At 73.6% G+C, this 15,632-nt stretch carries 13 protein-coding genes; 8 read left to right on the top strand and 5 right to left on the bottom strand.

The genetic code is table 11. The features are described from left to right. Nucleotide 1 precedes the first annotated feature (1 nt). Complete coding sequence (locus ACIBST_RS27520) at nt 2–877, bottom strand: sigma-70 family RNA polymerase sigma factor (RefSeq protein WP_397175727.1); 876 nt, start codon at nt 875–877, stop codon at nt 2–4. 219 nt (nt 878–1,096) lie between these two features. On the opposite strand from ACIBST_RS27520, the gene ACIBST_RS27525 reads away from it, so the two are divergent. After that, a complete protein-coding gene (locus ACIBST_RS27525) occupies nt 1,097–2,404 on the top strand; it encodes an FAD-binding oxidoreductase (RefSeq protein WP_397175729.1) in 1,308 nt (435 codons plus the stop codon). On the opposite strand, the gene ACIBST_RS27530 is transcribed toward ACIBST_RS27525, so the two are convergent. Next, on the bottom strand, nt 2,405–3,679 hold the full coding sequence (locus tag ACIBST_RS27530; RefSeq protein WP_397175731.1) for a C39 family peptidase: 1,275 nt from the start codon (nt 3,677–3,679) through the stop codon (nt 2,405–2,407). It lies immediately after the preceding gene. A gap of 174 nt (nt 3,680–3,853) precedes the next feature. On the opposite strand from ACIBST_RS27530, the gene ACIBST_RS27535 reads away from it, so the two are divergent. Next, nucleotides 3,854–4,312, top strand: a complete 459-nt coding sequence (locus tag ACIBST_RS27535; RefSeq protein WP_397175733.1) for a GNAT family N-acetyltransferase — start codon at nt 3,854–3,856, stop codon at nt 4,310–4,312. Between the two features lie 27 nt (nt 4,313–4,339). Here ACIBST_RS27535 and ACIBST_RS27540 read toward each other — a convergent pair whose 3' ends face one another. Then, nucleotides 4,340–4,786: an Lrp/AsnC family transcriptional regulator gene (locus ACIBST_RS27540; RefSeq protein ID WP_357979480.1), complete on the bottom strand. Its 447-nt coding sequence runs from the start codon at nt 4,784–4,786 to the stop codon at nt 4,340–4,342. A 161-nt stretch (nt 4,787–4,947) separates the two neighbouring features. On the opposite strand from ACIBST_RS27540, the gene ACIBST_RS27545 reads away from it, so the two are divergent. Continuing rightward, the gene (locus ACIBST_RS27545) at nt 4,948–8,364 is read left to right on the top strand and encodes an indolepyruvate ferredoxin oxidoreductase family protein (protein ID WP_397175735.1); all 3,417 of its coding nucleotides are present in this window, start codon (nt 4,948–4,950) and stop codon (nt 8,362–8,364) included. Next, nucleotides 8,361–9,494 (top strand): acyl-CoA dehydrogenase family protein, encoded by a 1,134-nt coding sequence (locus tag ACIBST_RS27550; protein ID WP_397175736.1) that lies wholly within the window; start codon nt 8,361–8,363, stop codon nt 9,492–9,494. The genes ACIBST_RS27545 and ACIBST_RS27550 overlap by 4 nt, the downstream gene beginning before the upstream one ends. Nucleotides 9,495–9,607: 113 nt before the next feature. Here ACIBST_RS27550 and ACIBST_RS27555 read toward each other — a convergent pair whose 3' ends face one another. Beyond that, on the bottom strand, nt 9,608–10,168 hold the full coding sequence (locus ACIBST_RS27555) for a GNAT family N-acetyltransferase (protein ID WP_397175738.1): 561 nt from the start codon (nt 10,166–10,168) through the stop codon (nt 9,608–9,610). A gap of 328 nt (nt 10,169–10,496) precedes the next feature. On the opposite strand from ACIBST_RS27555, the gene ACIBST_RS27560 reads away from it, so the two are divergent. The 4 genes from ACIBST_RS27560 (at nt 10,497) to ACIBST_RS27575 (ending at nt 15,154) form a co-directional block, all read left to right on the top strand. After that, entirely contained in the window at nt 10,497–12,251 is a 1,755-nt protein-coding gene (locus ACIBST_RS27560) for a protein kinase (protein WP_397175740.1), read from the top strand. 158 nt (nt 12,252–12,409) lie between these two features. Next, nucleotides 12,410–12,583, top strand: a complete 174-nt coding sequence (locus ACIBST_RS27565; RefSeq protein WP_352318817.1) for a hypothetical protein — start codon at nt 12,410–12,412, stop codon at nt 12,581–12,583. 154 nt (nt 12,584–12,737) lie between these two features. Further along, the gene (locus ACIBST_RS27570) at nt 12,738–13,265 is read left to right on the top strand and encodes a TlpA family protein disulfide reductase (protein WP_397175741.1); all 528 of its coding nucleotides are present in this window, start codon (nt 12,738–12,740) and stop codon (nt 13,263–13,265) included. Further along, nucleotides 13,262–15,154, top strand: coding sequence for an ABC transporter ATP-binding protein (locus ACIBST_RS27575; RefSeq protein WP_397175743.1), 1,893 nt, complete (start codon nt 13,262–13,264; stop codon nt 15,152–15,154). Before ACIBST_RS27570 ends, ACIBST_RS27575 begins: the two co-directional genes overlap by 4 nt. Here the strand turns inward: ACIBST_RS27575 and ACIBST_RS27580 are convergent. Then, the gene (locus ACIBST_RS27580; RefSeq protein ID WP_397175745.1) at nt 15,070–15,570 is read right to left on the bottom strand and encodes a S26 family signal peptidase; all 501 of its coding nucleotides are present in this window, start codon (nt 15,568–15,570) and stop codon (nt 15,070–15,072) included. The genes ACIBST_RS27575 and ACIBST_RS27580 overlap by 85 nt on opposite strands. Nucleotides 15,571–15,632 lie beyond the last annotated feature (62 nt).

The raw sequence follows: 15,632 nt of genomic DNA on the forward strand, positions 1-15,632 counted from the left end.
GTCAGGGCGCGAGGGCGAGGTCGAGGGCGAGGTCGAGGGCGGCCAGGCGGGCCGGGTCGGAGACGATGTCGATCTCGGTGATGCGCTCGCCGTCCGTCCTGACGCGCAGCACCAGGAACAGCCGGCCGCCGCGCAGCACGCCGATGCCCGGCCTGCCGTCGACGAGCACGAGATCGGCGAAGCGCGCGCGGCCGGAGTCGGTGAGCGTGCCCTGCGCCACCGGTCGGGCGCCGCGCCGCTCGCCGCCCGACCCCGGCGCGTCCGACCGGTGCAGCACGTCGGGGTCGAGCACGGCGAGCAGGGCGTCCAGGTCGCCGGCGCGGGCCGCGGCGAGGAAGGCGGCCACGAGCTCGCGCTGCCTGGCGTGGTCGGCGGCGGGCAGGACGGGCATGCGGTGCACCCGCTGCCGCGCCCGGCTGGCCAGCTTCTTGGCCGTGGCGGGGGAGCGCGCCACGATCCGCGCGATCTCCTCGAACGGCACGGCGAACAGGTCGTGCAGCACGAACGCGACCCGCTCGGCGGGGCTCAGCGTGTCGAGGACCACCAGCAGGGCGAGCCCGACCGAGTCGGCCAGCACCGCGGCGTCGGCCGGATCGCCGTCATGGACGCTCACCTGGTCGAACCGCTCGCCCTCGACGAGCTGCTCGCCCCTGCGCCCGCGGGCGCGCAGCATGTCGAGGCAGACCCGGCCGACGATCGTGGTCAGCCAGCCGGGCACGTTCGCGACCCCGCCCGTGCCGGCGCGGGCGGCCCGCAGCCAGGTCTCCTGGACGGCGTCGTCGGCCTCGTCGGCCGAGCCGAGCATGCGGTGGGCCACCGCCCGCAGATGGCTCCTGGCCTGGTCGAAGTGGCCGGCCAGGTCGGCTTGCGCGTTCATCGGTCACCTTTCGTCGCGCCGGGTCGTCATACAGGCGGCTGGGCGACGACGAAGGGCGACCATGGCGGCATCCTAAGCCCGTCAGGGCACGGTGCGGGGCCTCGGCGCGGCGCGCGCGGGGGCCCCGCCGGCATGTCCCCGGGGCGATCTTCCGGATGGTCTGTCACCTTTCCGCGGCCCGCGTCGTCAAGGTGGTGAGTCTTCATGAAGGAGTGGACGATGACGTACGACAAGCTGCGCACCGCGGTCGAGGGACGCGTGTGGCTGCCCGGTGACGAGGGCTTCGAGGCGGCGGCCAGGGCGTGGAACCTGACCGTGGCCCAGCCGGTGGCCGCCGTGGTCGAGGCGGCCGACGCCGCCGACGTGGGCGCCCTGGTCCGCCATGCCCGCGAGGAGGGGCTGACCGTCTCCGCGCAGCCGCGCGGCCACGGCGCGAGCGGCACCGCCGACGGCGTGATCCTGCTGCGCACCGACCGGCTGGACGAGCTGGAGATCCACCCGGCCGAGCGGCGCGCCCGCGCCGGCGCCGGCGTGAGCTGGGGCGCGGTGCAGACCGAGGCGGGCAGGCACGGCCTGACCGGGCTGGCCGGCAGCAACCCGGCCGTCACCGTCACCGGCTACACCCTCGGCGGCGGCCTGAGCTGGTTCGGCCGCAGGTACGGCTGGGCGGCCGACAGCGTGCGCGCCTTCGACGTCGTGGACGCCGAGGGCCGGCCCGCGCGGGTGACCGGGGAGAGCGACCCCGACCTGTTCTGGGCGCTGCGCGGCGGCGGCGGCGACTTCGCGCTGGTCACCGCCGTCGAGTTCGACCTGTACGCCGAGCGCGCCCTGTACGGCGGCCGTCTCATGTGGCCCGGCCGGCAGGAGGCCGAGGTGTTCGCGGCCTTCCGCGAGCTGACCGCCGACGCGCCGCCCGAGCTGTCGTTGTGGGTGAACCGGGTCCAGTTCCCCAAGGCGCCCCCGATGGTGACCGTGGACCTGGCCTACCTGGGCGAGGCGGCCGAGGCCGAGGACCTGCTGGGCCGGCTCGCCAAGATCGACGGCGTGCTGGGCGACACCCGGTCCGCCATGGCCACGGCCGACCTCGGCGCGATCACCGCCGAGCCGACCGACCCGGCGCCCGCGGTGGCCCGCACCGAGCTGCTGACCGGGCTGGACGCCGACGCCGTGGAGATCCTGCTGGCCGAGCCGGTCGGGCCGCTGGTCGCCATGCAGGTCAGGCACCTGGGCGGGGCGCTGACCCGGCCGGGCGGCGGCGCCGGGGGAGCGCTGGCCGAGCCGTACCTTCTCTACCTGCTCGGGGCCGGGATCAGCCCCGAGCTGGGCCAGGCCGTACGGGCCAAACAGGACGCGGTCGTCGCCGCCCTGGGCGACCGGGTGAGCGGGCGCAAGCCGTACACGTTCCTGTCGCCGGGCGAGCGGGCGGCTCAGGCGTTCCCCGAGCCGGCGCTCGCCCGGCTGCGCGAGATCAAGCGGTCGCGCGACCCGCAGGGCGTGTTCCGCGCCAACTACCCGGTGCTGGACTGATCACCAGTTGGCGGGCAGGCCCGGCGTCGTGGGGGGCAGGGCGTGGCCGGGCGGGCGGATGACGTAGGCGACGCCGCCGCTGCTCGAACTGCGCAGCCACACGTTCTCGAAGTCGGCGCGCGGATAGACGTGGCGGACGGCGTCGTTACTGGCGGAGGCCGGGTCGTTGGCGATCACGTCGCCCGTCGCGGTGAAGCCGACGATCACCATGAGGTGGCCGTCGGTGCCGTAACCGGCGCCGGGCAGCTCGCCCTTCTTGAACGACTGCGAGGTGATCACCGGGATGCCCGCCTTGATCAGCCGCTCCAGCTCGGTCAGGGTGCGCAGGCGGGTGACGAAGCCGTCCAGGCCGTACCGGCCGGCGTAGGCGGTGTTGAACGGCCAGTTGCCGGCGCCCTGGTAGGCGTGGTCGTAGGTGTAGCGGGCCGCGTGGTCCACCTCGGGGTTGGGGTCGGACGGGTCCACCCAGGAGGTGTCCTGCGCGCTCGGCCACTTGTCCCAGTAGCCGAGCACCATCGTGGTGGAGGTCGGGCTGCACCACGCCTCGCCGCCGCCGTCCCACTCGGGGTAGTGGCCCGCGTGCACGTTCTGGGAGCGGCGCGGGACGTTCAGCTCGACGCCCCACGCCCCGCCGCCGGGGCTGACCGGGACGGTCTTGCGCTCGGGCACGTTCGAGGCCATCGCGCCGAGCGTGCGCACCCGGGGCGTCACGGCCGAGCCCGGCCTGCGGTAGAGGGTCAGGCGGAGCTGGTACGCCGACAGTTGCCGCCCGGACGCCGCCACCAGCGTGTCCACGGCGACGGACCCGTCCGCGTCGCCCTGTCCGGCCACGGAGGTGCGCAGGATGTCGCCCTCCGCGTAGGACCAGCGGCCGAGGACGTACCACTTGCTCAGCCCGGCGGTGTTCCTGGCCCTGGCCTCGACCTGGAGCCAGCTCCCCTGGGGCACGTCGGCCGTCCAGGAGGCGATCAGCTGGGTGGCCGGGAAGCCGACCGTGCGCTCGGGGCCGGTCCAGCGGGCGTACTCCCACGTCCTGGTGCCCAGGGCGTCGGTGTAGGAGGTGGTGCCGGCGGCCGAGGCGAACGACAGCCCGTCGGCGGCGGACGTGCCCTCGCCGGTGCCGGCGGCGAAGTCGGCCCGCTGGTAGACGACGTCGGGGACGACGGGGCCCGGCTTCGTCCCGGCGACGTCCTTCCCGGCGACGGCGGCGACGGCGGGCGGTTGGAGGGTGGTGGCCAGCAGGAGTCCGGACAGGAGGACGGTCAGCGCGCGCATGAACCCACCTTGCTCGGAAGGCTTCGGATGGGCCCGACAGTAGGGACATCCGGCGGGCAAAGCATCGGGAAATCTACGTATCGGCCATGGAGGCGCGGCCCGCGCCCGTCCTGGTGTGGAATGCTCTCCGCCATGCTGATAAGGAATGGGACAATTGATGACATTTTCTCGATCGTGGCGCTGCACGTGGAGAGCTGGCGTACGGCCTACGCGGGCATCATGCCCGACGGCTTCCTGAACGGCCCCCTGGACGACGACCGGCTCGCGCTCTGGCGGGAGCGGCTGGACCCGCCCGTCCGGGGGGCGGGCCTGTTCGTCGGCCACGACGACGACGGGGAACTGCTCGGCTTCGCCTACCTGCTGCCGGCCCCGGACGGCCGGATCCTGCTCGACAACCTGCACGTGCGGCCGGGGAGCACGGGCTCGGGCGCCGGATCGCGCCTGCTGCGGCACGCACTGGCCTGGGCGGCGGACGAGCATCCCGGCCGGGAGGTCTACCTGGAGGTGCTCAGGGCCAACACCCGGGCCGTCGGCTTCTACGAACGGCACGGCGCACGCCGCACCGACGAGCGGATGTGCCGTTTCCGGCAGGGGTTCGAGCTGCCCGAACTGGAGTACGCCTGGGTGAACTGACCCTCCGGCGACGCGCGGCGCGGGCGGTCAGGTGAGGGCGTCGCGCGTCCAGGAGCCCAGGACCAGCAGGGATTTGGTGCCGGTGACGTTGCCGGCCCGGCGCAGCCGGTCGATGACCTGCTGGAGGTGCCCGAGGTCGCGCACCCGTACGTGGATCAGGGCATCGGGGTCGCCGGCGATGGTGAAGACGGCCTGCACCTCGGGCACGTCCGTCGCCGTGCGGACGATCTCGCCCACCGGCGTGGTCCCCGGGTACCGCAGCTCGGTGAACGCCTCGATGCCCCAGCCGAGCTTGGCGTAGTCGATCTGGACGGTGAACCCGGTGATCACCCCGATCTCCCTGAGCCGGTCGACCCGCCGCTTGACCGCCGCCACCGACAGGCCGACCTGCTCGGCCATCTCGGAGAAGGTGCGGCGGCCGTCCTCGCGCAGCAGCCGGAGCACCTGATGGTCGATGTCGTCGATGTCCGGCATGTGAGAATCCTCCTTGGTGGCGCAAAGTTCTTCTGCGCCAGAATCGCCCAGCTCACATTATTTGCGTCTTCGTTGTGGTTTCGCGTCTGATACTTGCGCACAGTAGCTCTCCGTTGCTGTGCTGGGAACCCCACATACGCTTTGCCCGCCAGGAGGTTCGCGTGAGCGTGAACAGCGCGACCGTGTCGCTCGACGACAAGTACGCCGCGCCGGACGGCCGGGTGCTGATCTCCGGCATCCAGGCCCTCGTCCGGCTGACCCTTGAACAGCGGCGCCTGGACCGGGACCGCGGCCTGAACACCAGGGCCTTCGTCTCCGGCTACCAGGGCTCCCCGCTGGGCGGCCTGGACCTGGAGATGGGCCGCGCGGCCCGCTTCCTCGACGAGGCCGGCGTCGTCTTCCGGCCCGGACTCAACGAGGAGCTGGCCGCGACGGCCGTGGCCGGCACACAGCTCCTCGGCCAGGTCCCCGGCCGCAGCCACGACGGCGTCACCGCCTTCTGGTACGGCAAGAACCCCGGCCTCGACCGCGCCGCCGACGCCATCAGGCACGGCAACATGGCCGGCACCGCCGCGCTCGGCGGCGCGGTGGCCTGGATCGGCGACGACCCCGGCTGCAAGTCCTCCACCGTGCCCAGCTCGTGCGAGCCGATGTGCCAGAGCCTGTCGATGCCGCTGCTCGCGCCCGGCTCGGTCGCCGAGATCATCGAGTTCGGCCTGCACGCCGTCGCCCTGTCCCGCGCCACCGGCCTGTGGACCGGCCTGAAGATCGTCGCCGACATCGCCGACGCCTCGGCCACCGTCGAGCTGGGCGCGTCGCATGACGGCATCCCCCTCCCCGACCACGCCGACCGCGGGAAGTCGCCCATCCTGGTCGGCCCCTCCGCCCTGGACGCCGAGTACGACCTGCTCACCCGCAGGCTGGAACTGGCCCGCGACTACGGCCGCAGGCACGGGCTCAACCGCGTCATGCGCGACGCCCCCCGCGCCACGCTCGGCATCCTGGCCTCCGGCACCACGTACGCCGTGGTCCTGCGCGCCCTGGCCGACCTCGGCCTGGACGAGAGCGCCACCGAGGACCTCGGGCTGCGCCTGATCCGGCTCGGCATGCCGTTCCCGCTGGCCGAGGCCGACCTGGCCGCCATGACCTCCGACCTCGACCGGGTGCTGGTGGTCGAGGACAAGGTGCCGTTCCTGGAAGGGCAGCTCAAGCAGGCCCTCTACGGCGGCGAGCGCGCCCCCGTCGTGTCGGGCCGGGACCTGCTGACCGCCCGCGGCACCCTCGGCGCCGAGGACGTCGCCAAGGCCCTGGCCACCTGCCTCGGCCCCGACCGGCTCCCGCGCGGGACCGTCCACCTGGCCAGGCCCGCCTCCGCCGCGCGCCGCCTGCTGCCGATGGTCGCCGCGCGCACGCCGTACTTCTGCTCGGGCTGCCCGCACAACTCCTCCACCCGCACGTCCGACGACACGCTGGTCGGCGTCGGCATCGGCTGCCACGCCATGATCGCCCTGGACGGGCACGGCCGCGGCACCCAGATCGGCATCACCCAGATGGGCGGCGAGGGCGCCCAGTGGATCGGGCTCGCGCCGTTCACCCGGGACCGGCACTTCGTGCAGAACCTCGGCGACGGCACCTTCCACCACTCCGGCTCCCTGGCCGTGCGGGCCGCGGTGGCGGCCGGGGTGACGATGACCTACAAGCTGCTCTACAACGACGCCGTCGCCATGACCGGCGGCCAGCGCGCCGAAGGGCGGCTCGACGTGCCCGCGCTCACGCGCTCGCTGGCCGAGGAGGGCGTGCGCCGGATCGTCATCACCACGCCGGAGCCGGAGACCTACCGCGGGGTGCGGCTCGCGCCGATCGCCTCCGTGCGGCACCGCGACGACCTCGCCGACGTCGAGCGGGAGCTGGCCGCGCTGGACGGCGTGACCGTCCTGCTGCACGACGACAAGTGCGCGGCCGAGGAACGGCGGCTGCGCAAGCGCGGCAAGCTGCCCACCCCGACGGCGAAGGTCGTGGTCAACGAGCGCGTCTGCGAGGGCTGCGGCGACTGCGGCGACGTCTCGACGTGCCTGTCCGTCCAGCCCGTCGAGACCGAGTACGGCCGCAAGACCCGCATCCACCAGCCGTCGTGCAACTCCGACCTGAGCTGCCTCAAGGGCGACTGCCCGTCGTTCCTGCTGGTCGAGCCCGGCACCAGGGCGCCGCGCGAGCTGCCGCCGCTGCCCGTGCGGCTGCCCGAGCCGGTCGTCAGGCTCGACGGCGACGCCGAGACGCTGATCCGGATGCCCGGCATCGGCGGCACCGGCGTCGTCACGGTCTCGCAGATCCTCCAGATGGCCGCCCACCTCGACGGCCTGCACGCCGCCGGCATCGAGCAGACCGGCCTCGCGCAGAAGGGCGGCCCGGTCGTCAGCGACGTGCGCATCGCCAAGCGGCCGGTGGACGGCTCGGTGCGCGCCTCGCGCGGCACGGCCGACGTGCTGATCGGCTTCGACCTGCTCGGGGCCGCCGCCGACGCCAACCTCGCCGTCGCCGCGCCCGGCCGGACGGTCGCCGTCGTCAACACCTCCATCGTGCCCACCGCCGCCATGGTCACCGGACGGGCGACCGTGCCCGGCTCCTCGGCCGACGCCGTGGTCAGGCTGGAGTCCGCCACGGAGGGTGCGGACAACCTGTACCTCGACGCGCACGAGCTGTCCGAGGCGCTGTTCGGCGACCACATGCCGGCCAACATGCTGCTCGTCGGCGCGGCGTACCAGCACGGCTGCCTGCCCGTCTCGGCCGCCTCGATCGAGGCGGCGATCAGGCTCAACAAGGCCGCCGTCGAGCAGAACCTCGCGGCCTTCCGCTGGGGCCGGGCCGCCGTCGCCGACCGTGAGGCGGTACGCCGGGCCGCGCTCGCCGAACCCGCCGAGCGGCCCGCGCCCGACCTGGAGGAGACGCTGGCCCTGCGGGTGGCGGACCTGACCGGCTACCAGAACCAGACCTACGCCCGTACGTACGAGAGCGACGTCAGGCGCGTGGTCGCCGAGGCGGCCGGACGCGCGGGGGAGGAGGCCGGCGCGCGCGTCGGGCTCGCCTACGCCCGCTCCCTGCACAAGCTCATGGCCTACAAGGACGAGTACGAGGTCGCCCGCCTGCACCTCGACCCCCAGGAGCAGGCCAGGCGCGAACGCGAGTACGGCGCCGACGCGGTCGTGTCCGTGCTGCTGCACCCGCCGCTGCTGCGTGCGATGGGCATGAAGCGCAAGATCCGGCTGCGCCGCTCCGCGCCGGTGCTGTTCCGCGGCCTGCGGGCCGCGCGCGTGCTGCGCGGGACCGCCCTCGACGTGTTCGGCCAGGCCGAGGTCCGCCGGGTCGAAAGGGAACTGATCACCGAATATCGTGATCTCATGCGTGCCGCCCTCGCCCGGCTGACCCCCGGCACGATCGACGCCGTCACCGAGATCGCCGGCCTTCCCGAGTCGATCCGCGGGTACGAGGACATCAAGCTCGCCCGCGTCGCCGAGTTCCGTCAGCGGGCCGCGGCCGCCCTGGCCCGCCTCGCCGAAGCCGCACCCAAGGAGTCGTCGTGACCGTTGACCGCCTGCTCCCCGACCAGGACGCCAAGGACCTGATCGAGCTGACCCGCGACATCGCCGACAAGGAGCTGGCGCGCCGGGTCGACGAGCACGAGCGCGCGGAGACGTACCCGGAGGGGCTGTTCGCCACCCTCGGCGCGGCCGGCCTGCTCGGACTGCCCTACCCCGAGGAGTTCGGCGGGGGCGGGCAGCCGTACGAGGTGTACCTCCAGGTGATCGAGGAGCTCGCGGCGCGCTGGGCGGCGGTCGCGGTGGCGACGAGCGTGCACACGCTGGCCTGCTTCCCCGTGGCCGCGTACGGCACCCCCGAGCAGCGCGACCGCTGGCTGCCCGACATGCTGGCCGGGCGGATCGTCGGCGGCTACAGCCTGTCGGAGCCGCAGGCGGGCTCGGACGCCGGCGCGCTCACCTGCCGGGCCGAGCGCACCGAGAGCGGCGACTACCGCATCACCGGCAACAAGGCCTGGATCACCCATGGCGGCATCGCCGACTTCTACGCCCTGTTCGCCCGTACCGGCGAGCGCATCTCCTGCTTCCTCGCGCCCGGCGCGGCCGAAGGGCTCACGTTCGGCCGTCCCGAGGAGAAGATGGGCCTGCACGCCGTGCCGACCACCAGCGCCCACTGGGACGGCGCCGTCATCGACGGCGCCCGGCTGATCGGCGAGGAGGGCCAGGGCCTGCAGATCGCCTTCAGCGCCCTCGACTCCGGCCGGCTCGGCATCGCGGCCTGCGCCGTCGGCCTGGCCCAGGCGGCCCTCGACGAGGCCGTCGCCTACGCCAAGGAACGGCAGACGTTCGGCAAGCGCATCATCGACCACCAGGGCCTCGGCTTCCTGCTGGCCGACATGGCGGCGGGGGTGGACAGCGCGCGTGCCACGTACCTGGACGCCGCCCGCCGCCGCGACGCCGGCCTCGACTACAGCCGGCAGGCCAGCGTGGCCAAACTGGTCGCCACGGACACCGCCATGAAGGTCACGACGGACGCGGTCCAGGTGTTCGGCGGCTACGGCTACACCAGGGAGTTCCGGGTGGAGCGCTACATGCGCGAAGCCAAGATCATGCAGATCTTCGAGGGCACCAACCAGATCCAGCGCTTGGTGATCGCCCGCCAGCTCGCCAAGTAACCCCTGACGCCCCGTGATCGACCTCAGTGATCACGGGGCTCTTTTTTCGTGTCAGGAGCCGCGTGCCGAGCCGGGTTCGCCGCTGGAAGTGACGGGACGAGGGCGGTTCGCAGTCAGAGGCTGTGGTCGGCGGGGGCTTCGAAGATCAGGCCGCGGCCGTCCTCTTCGTCCCAGTCCTCGCCGACCTGGACGAAGCCGAAGCCTGCGATCGTGGCCAGGGACGCGACGTTGTCGGGGCTGATCGTCGCCCGTACGGTCCTGACCGCCGGTTCGGCCGCGGCTCGGCGCAGCAGCTCGATCAGGATGGCTCGGCCGTAGCCCTGGCGGCGGAACTCGGGGGCGACCGCGTAGCCGATCTCCACCATGCCCGCCTCGTCGGGTGGTCCGTGGAAGCCGGCATGACCGATGACGACGCCATCGGGGCCGGTCACCGCCTGCCGTGCCATCCAGGATGCGTGGTCAGGGTCGGCGGCCATCTGGTCGATCCGGATCCGCCACAGCCATCGTGCTCTGTCTGTCACGAAGTAATCGGTCAGAACGACCCCCGCCGTCCGGCCGGCAGTGGCCAGGTCCCCGTCGAGGAGAGCGGACATCGCCGCGCTCGACAGCTCGACGAAGCGCACCTGCTTCGGACTGGTGGGGGACGACGGTTGACGATCGGGTTCATCTGTCACCGTGCGATGGTCGCAAAGTGTCCGCCGGACCGGAACCGGTTTTTCGCGAGCAGCGGACCGGCCCCGCTCGCCACGGCCCAGGCCGCCACCGCTGTTCCGCTCAGCGCCGCCACGCGCGGTCCCCTCGCCGCGCGGCCTGACCGGCAACCTGGCGTGGCGTGGGCGGGCAGGGCGGTCACGTAGGCGTGCGGCAGGTCGTGCGTGGTGGCCGCCGGACGTCCCGAGTGCGCCGACATGGAAGGCGCACGGCTACAAGGTTTCGTAGTGACTTGACCCACTGTGTCGGACACTGGGGCGATCTGCCCGGCCAGCGCTAGGGTGAGATCTTGTGCAGGCGCTCACGCCGGAAGACTTAGCCCGGATCGGTCCCTATCGGCTGGTCGGCGTGCTCGGACGAGGCGGTCAGGGAACGGTCTACCTGGGGCAGGGCACGTCCGGCGAGCAGGTCGCGGTGAAGGTGCTGCACGCCGATGCCGCGGCAGACGAGCACGCGCGCCGCCGGTTCCTGCGCGAAGCCGAGGCGGCCCGCCGGGTTGCCCCGTTCTGTACCGCGCGGGTGCTGGACACGGGCCTGGTGGGCGGACGGCCGTACATCGTCAGCGAGCACATCCCGGGGCCGTCGCTCGACCTGCTGGTCAGGACCGAGGGGCCGCGGTCGGGGAGCGGGCTGGAGCGGCTCGCGGTGGCCACGCTCACCGCGCTGGCGGCCATCCACCGGGCGGGGATCGTCCACCGCGACTTCAAGCCGCAGAACGTGATCATGGGTCCTGAAGGGCCCGTGGTGATCGATTTCGGGATCGCCAGGGTGACCGCCCTGACGGCCACGCACAGCGTGGTGGGCACTCCCGTCTACATGGCGCCTGAGCAGTTCGGCGGAGAGCCGATCACCCCGGCCGCCGACCTGTTCAGCTGGGCGACCTCCATGATCTACGCGGCCACCGGGCGGCAGGCCTTCCGCGGGGACGCCCTTCCGGTGATCATGCACGCCGTCCTGACCCGCGAGCCCGATCTGTCGTCCGTGCCGCGGGAACTGCGTCCGGCGCTGGCGGCCTGCCTGGCCAAGGACCCCGCGGCCCGGCCGGGCGCCGCCGCCCTGGTGCGCCGCCTGACCGGCGACGAGTCTCCGCCGGCCGCTCCCGTCGCTCCCGCGGCGCACGCGACGACGGGCATCCCGGAGGCCGAGCGGCCCGCCCTCCGGCCGTACCCGCCGACGCGGGAGCACCTCCCTCCCGGCCCGGCGGACCCGCACGGACCGCCTGGTCAGGACGTCCCGTCGCCGCCGCCTGCCGGAGGCGGCGACGGGGGCCGGTCGAAGAGGGTGGGCCTGGCCGTCGGCGCTGGAGCGGTCGCTCTGGTGCTGGTCGTGGTGGGCGTACGGGCCGTGGTCAAGAACACGGTACGGGGAGCGCTGCCGACCGGCCGCCCCTCCGCCGCCGCCTCCTCCCGGCCGGACCCCTCAGAGACGCCGGCGCCCTCCCAGACGCCCTCCCAGACGGCTTCGGAAAAGCCGAGCGAGGCCGAGTTCACCCCCGCCGACCTCGACAAGGAGAGCACGGACCCGACCCCCGTCACGGCAGACGCCCTCCTCCCGCAGTCCTTCACGAGCGCCGAGGGGGTGCGTTTCAGCCGTAAGGCGGCCGGGGTGGAGGACTGCCCGAGCCCGTGGCCCGTGGCCAGGGTCAAGTCCGCCCTGCGCAAGGCGCGCTGCGACGACATGGCCGTGGGCGTCTACGTCAGCTCGGGCGCTCCGAAGGGACGCATCATGGCGACCGTCTGGGTCGTCCCGCTGAAGGACTCGGGCCGGGCCGGCGCCGCCTACTCAAGGCTCAGGAACGTCTACGCGCAGGAGTGGGGCATCCGGTGCCCCCGGACAGGGCCGGGGTCGACCGGCATCTGCTACACGTCGAACTGGTGGGACGTGCAGCTCTACTCGTGGACCGGGCGACGCGGCCGGTACGTGATCCGCACCCTGGCCGTCTACACGAACCTCACCAGAGCCGCCGGCGCGGCCAAATGGCTCAAGGACGCCTCGCGCGCGGCGTTCGAGAACTCCGGCCCCCTGGTCCACCAGAACGGACAGTGAACGAAACCGACGGCCCACGTGCGGATAAAGATCAGCCCGGAAATGTCAAGATCACTTGCTGCTCAAAGTCATCTCCAGTCTCAGCCGATCTGTCCGTTAACTCCGGTCTCTTGCTGGGCGACGTTGATCGCGTAAAGATCCCCACGCAAGGAGCTGCCATGATCCGCGCACTCAACCAGCTGGGAGACCGCCTCCTCGACAAACTCCTCCCCTCGGCGAACGCCTCGGCCGCGTGCTGGACCGACTGGTGCTGCCAGGGCAAGTTCTGCCGGACCTGCTGCTACCACGACTCCAGCGGCACGGTCAGCTGCGGCAGCTTCGACTACTGCTGACGGACGCCCCTCCCGATCTCCCATGACAGCCATCTGCCGGCGGTCCCCGGGACGGTGCGGGCCGGCGTGCTGCCGGCCGGCACCGTCCTGGTGGGGTTTCGACGACCTCGCCGGCCTGTTCGCCGCACAACCGCGTCACCCCTGAGGAGCCCGCATGCCCTATCTCGTCGCCGCCGTCGTCATCGTCGGACTGTTGTGCCTGGTGAACCTGGTGCTGACGCTGGCGGTGATCCGCCGCCTGCGCGCGCACACGCTGCGGCTGTCGGAGCTGGGGCCGACGCGTCCCCCGTCGGTGCAGCCGGGCACGACGATCGGCGAGTTCAGCGCGGCCACCGCCGACGGCGGGACCGTGTCGCGCGCGTTCTTCTCGGGCGTCTCCGTGGTGGCGGTGTTCTCCACCGAGTGCGCGTCCTGCCACGAGCTGCTGCCGGAGTTCACGTCCTACCTCGCCGACACGCGTCCCGAGCGGGTGCTGGCCGTGGTCACGGGCGACCCGGACGAGGCCCGGCGGTTCACCCGCGAGCTGACCTCGGCCACCGTCGTCGTGGAGCCGATGGGCGGCCCGGTGAGCAGGGCGTTGCAGGTCGCGCAGTTCCCCAGCTTCTTCCTGGTCGACGGCGACGCGGTGGTCGTGGCGGCCGAGGCCGCCCCGGGCAGGCTGCCGGCGGTCACCCGCCGATGACCCCTCCCGCCGGGCCCGGCGGCGTATCCCGGGGGCGGCGGGCGCGCGCGGCCGTGGCGCTCGCCTGGCGGGCGCATCCGGCCGCCGTCCTGGGGTCGGGGATCGCGGTGCTGCTCATGGGGCTGGTCCCGGTGGCCGCCGCGTGGCTGACCAAGCTCGTCCTCGACGGCCTGGCCGCCGGGGCGGGGCCCGCCGAACTGCTGCCGCCGGGCGTGGCCCTCGGCGTGACCGGCCTGGTCGGCGCGGCACTGCCCGCGGTCGCCGAGTACGCCCAGGAGCAGCTCCGCCGCGCGCTCCAGGTGCTGATCCAGGACCGGCTGTTCCGGGCCGTCAACGCCCATCCGGGGCTGAGCCGGTTCGAGAACCCGGCCTTCCACGACCGCGTACGGCTGGCGCAGGACGCCGGGCAGAACGCGCCGCAGCGGATCGTCCGCTCGACCCTGGGGATCGCCCAGGGAGCCGTCACCCTCGCCGGGTTCACCGCGGCGCTGGCCCTGCTCGCGCCGGGGATGATCGCCGTCGTGGCGCTCTCCGCGATCCCGTCGGTCCGCGCCCAGCTCGACCTGTCCCGGCGGCGCGCGAGCATGATGTGGGGCGTCAGCTCCAGGGCCCGGCGGCAGATCTTCTTCGCCGGCCTGCTGACCAGCCCCGACGCGGCCAAGGAGATCCGCCTGTTCGGCCTGGGCGACCTGCTGCGCGGCCGGATGCTGGCCGAGCTGCGCGCGGTCAACGCCGCCGAGCAGGGGCTCGCCCGCCGGACCCTGCGCATTCAGGGCGTGCTGTCGCTGGTGGGGGCGGCCGTCGCGGCGGCCGGCCTGCTCTGGGCGATCATCGCCGCCGCGTCGGGCGCGCTGAGCGTCGGCGACGTCGCCGTGTTCGTCGCGGCCGTGGCCGGGGTGCAGTCGGCGCTGGCCTCGATCGTCGGCCAGTCGGCGGACGCGCACAACGCGCTGCTGATGTTCGGGCACTACCTCGACGTGGTGGCCGACCCGCCCGACCTGCCCGTGCCGCGGCGGCCGCGGCCCGTCCCGGCGCTGCGCGAGGGCATCGAGGTGCGCGACGTCTGGTTCCGGTACGACGACGCCCATCCGTGGGTGCTGCGCGGGGTCGACCTCTTCGTCCCCCGCGGCGGCTCGCTCGCCCTCGTCGGCCTGAACGGCGCGGGCAAGAGCACCCTGGTCAAGCTGATCTGCCGGCTGTACGACCCGGTGCGCGGGTCCATCCTCTGGGACGGCGTCGACCTGCGCGAGACGGACCCCGCCGAGCTGCGCGGCCGCATCGGCGCGGTCTTCCAGGACTACATGTCCTACGACCTGACCGCGGCCGAGAACATCGGGCTCGGCGACGTCGCGGCGATCGGCGACCGGGAGCGGGTCGAGGACGCGGCCCGGCTGGCCGGCGTCCACGAGACGGTCGCCGGGCTGCCGCGGGGCTACGACACGCTGCTGAGCCGGATCTTCTTCGGCGACCGGGACGACCCCCAGGCCGGAGTGGTGCTGTCCGGCGGTCAGTGGCAGCGCCTCGCGCTGGCCCGCGCCCTGATGCGCAAGGGCCGCGACCTGCTCGTGCTGGACGAGCCGAGCTCCGGCCTGGACGCCCAGGCCGAGCACGCCATCCACCAGAGCCTGCGCCGCCACCGCGCCGGACGCACCAGCCTGCTGATCTCCCACCGGCTGGGCGCGGTCCGGGAGGCGGACGTGATCGTCGTGCTCGCCGAAGGGCGGATCGCGGAGCAGGGCTCGCACGCGGAGCTGATGGCGCTCGGCGGCGAGTACGCGAGCCTGTTCACCCTCCAGGCCCAGGGCTACGAACCGGCCGCCCCTCCGGACCCGCGGACGGGCGACATCCCCCGCACGACGACGCCGAGCACCCGGTCGAACGGCACGTAACCCCACCTCCGCGAGTCCTCGCTGACCGGCCCGTCACCCAGGACCACCAGCCGGCCCGCCGGGACCGTGTCGCCCGGCGAGGCCCCCACCCGGCCCGCGACCTCGGGCGGGACCGGGTCGCCCGGCACGGCCACCGCCCGCTTGATGAACCACATGGCCGCCCCCGGCGCCGGCAGCGGCCCGGTCCGCCACTCGCCCCCGGGCGGCAGCGTCTGCAGCACCACGACCTGCCCGCGCCCGACGCCCGCCCCCGTCGTCCTGCGGACGAGCACCCGGTCGCCGGTGCGGTAGGTCGGCAGCATGCTCGCCCCGCTGATCCGGACGACGACCAGGCGCCGCCGGGCGGCGACCAGCCCGGCGGTCAGCCCGGCGGCCAGGGCCGCGATCGGGGCCAGCAGGATCAGGACACGCCGCACGACGCCCTCCCAAGTCGATCATCACCGGAGACTGCCGACACTAGCGCCGGATCCTCCCGCCG

It is taken from the genome of Nonomuraea sp. NPDC049684 (genome assembly GCF_044465345.1).
In the GTDB taxonomy this organism is placed as follows: Bacteria; Actinomycetota; Actinomycetes; order Streptosporangiales; family Streptosporangiaceae; genus Nonomuraea.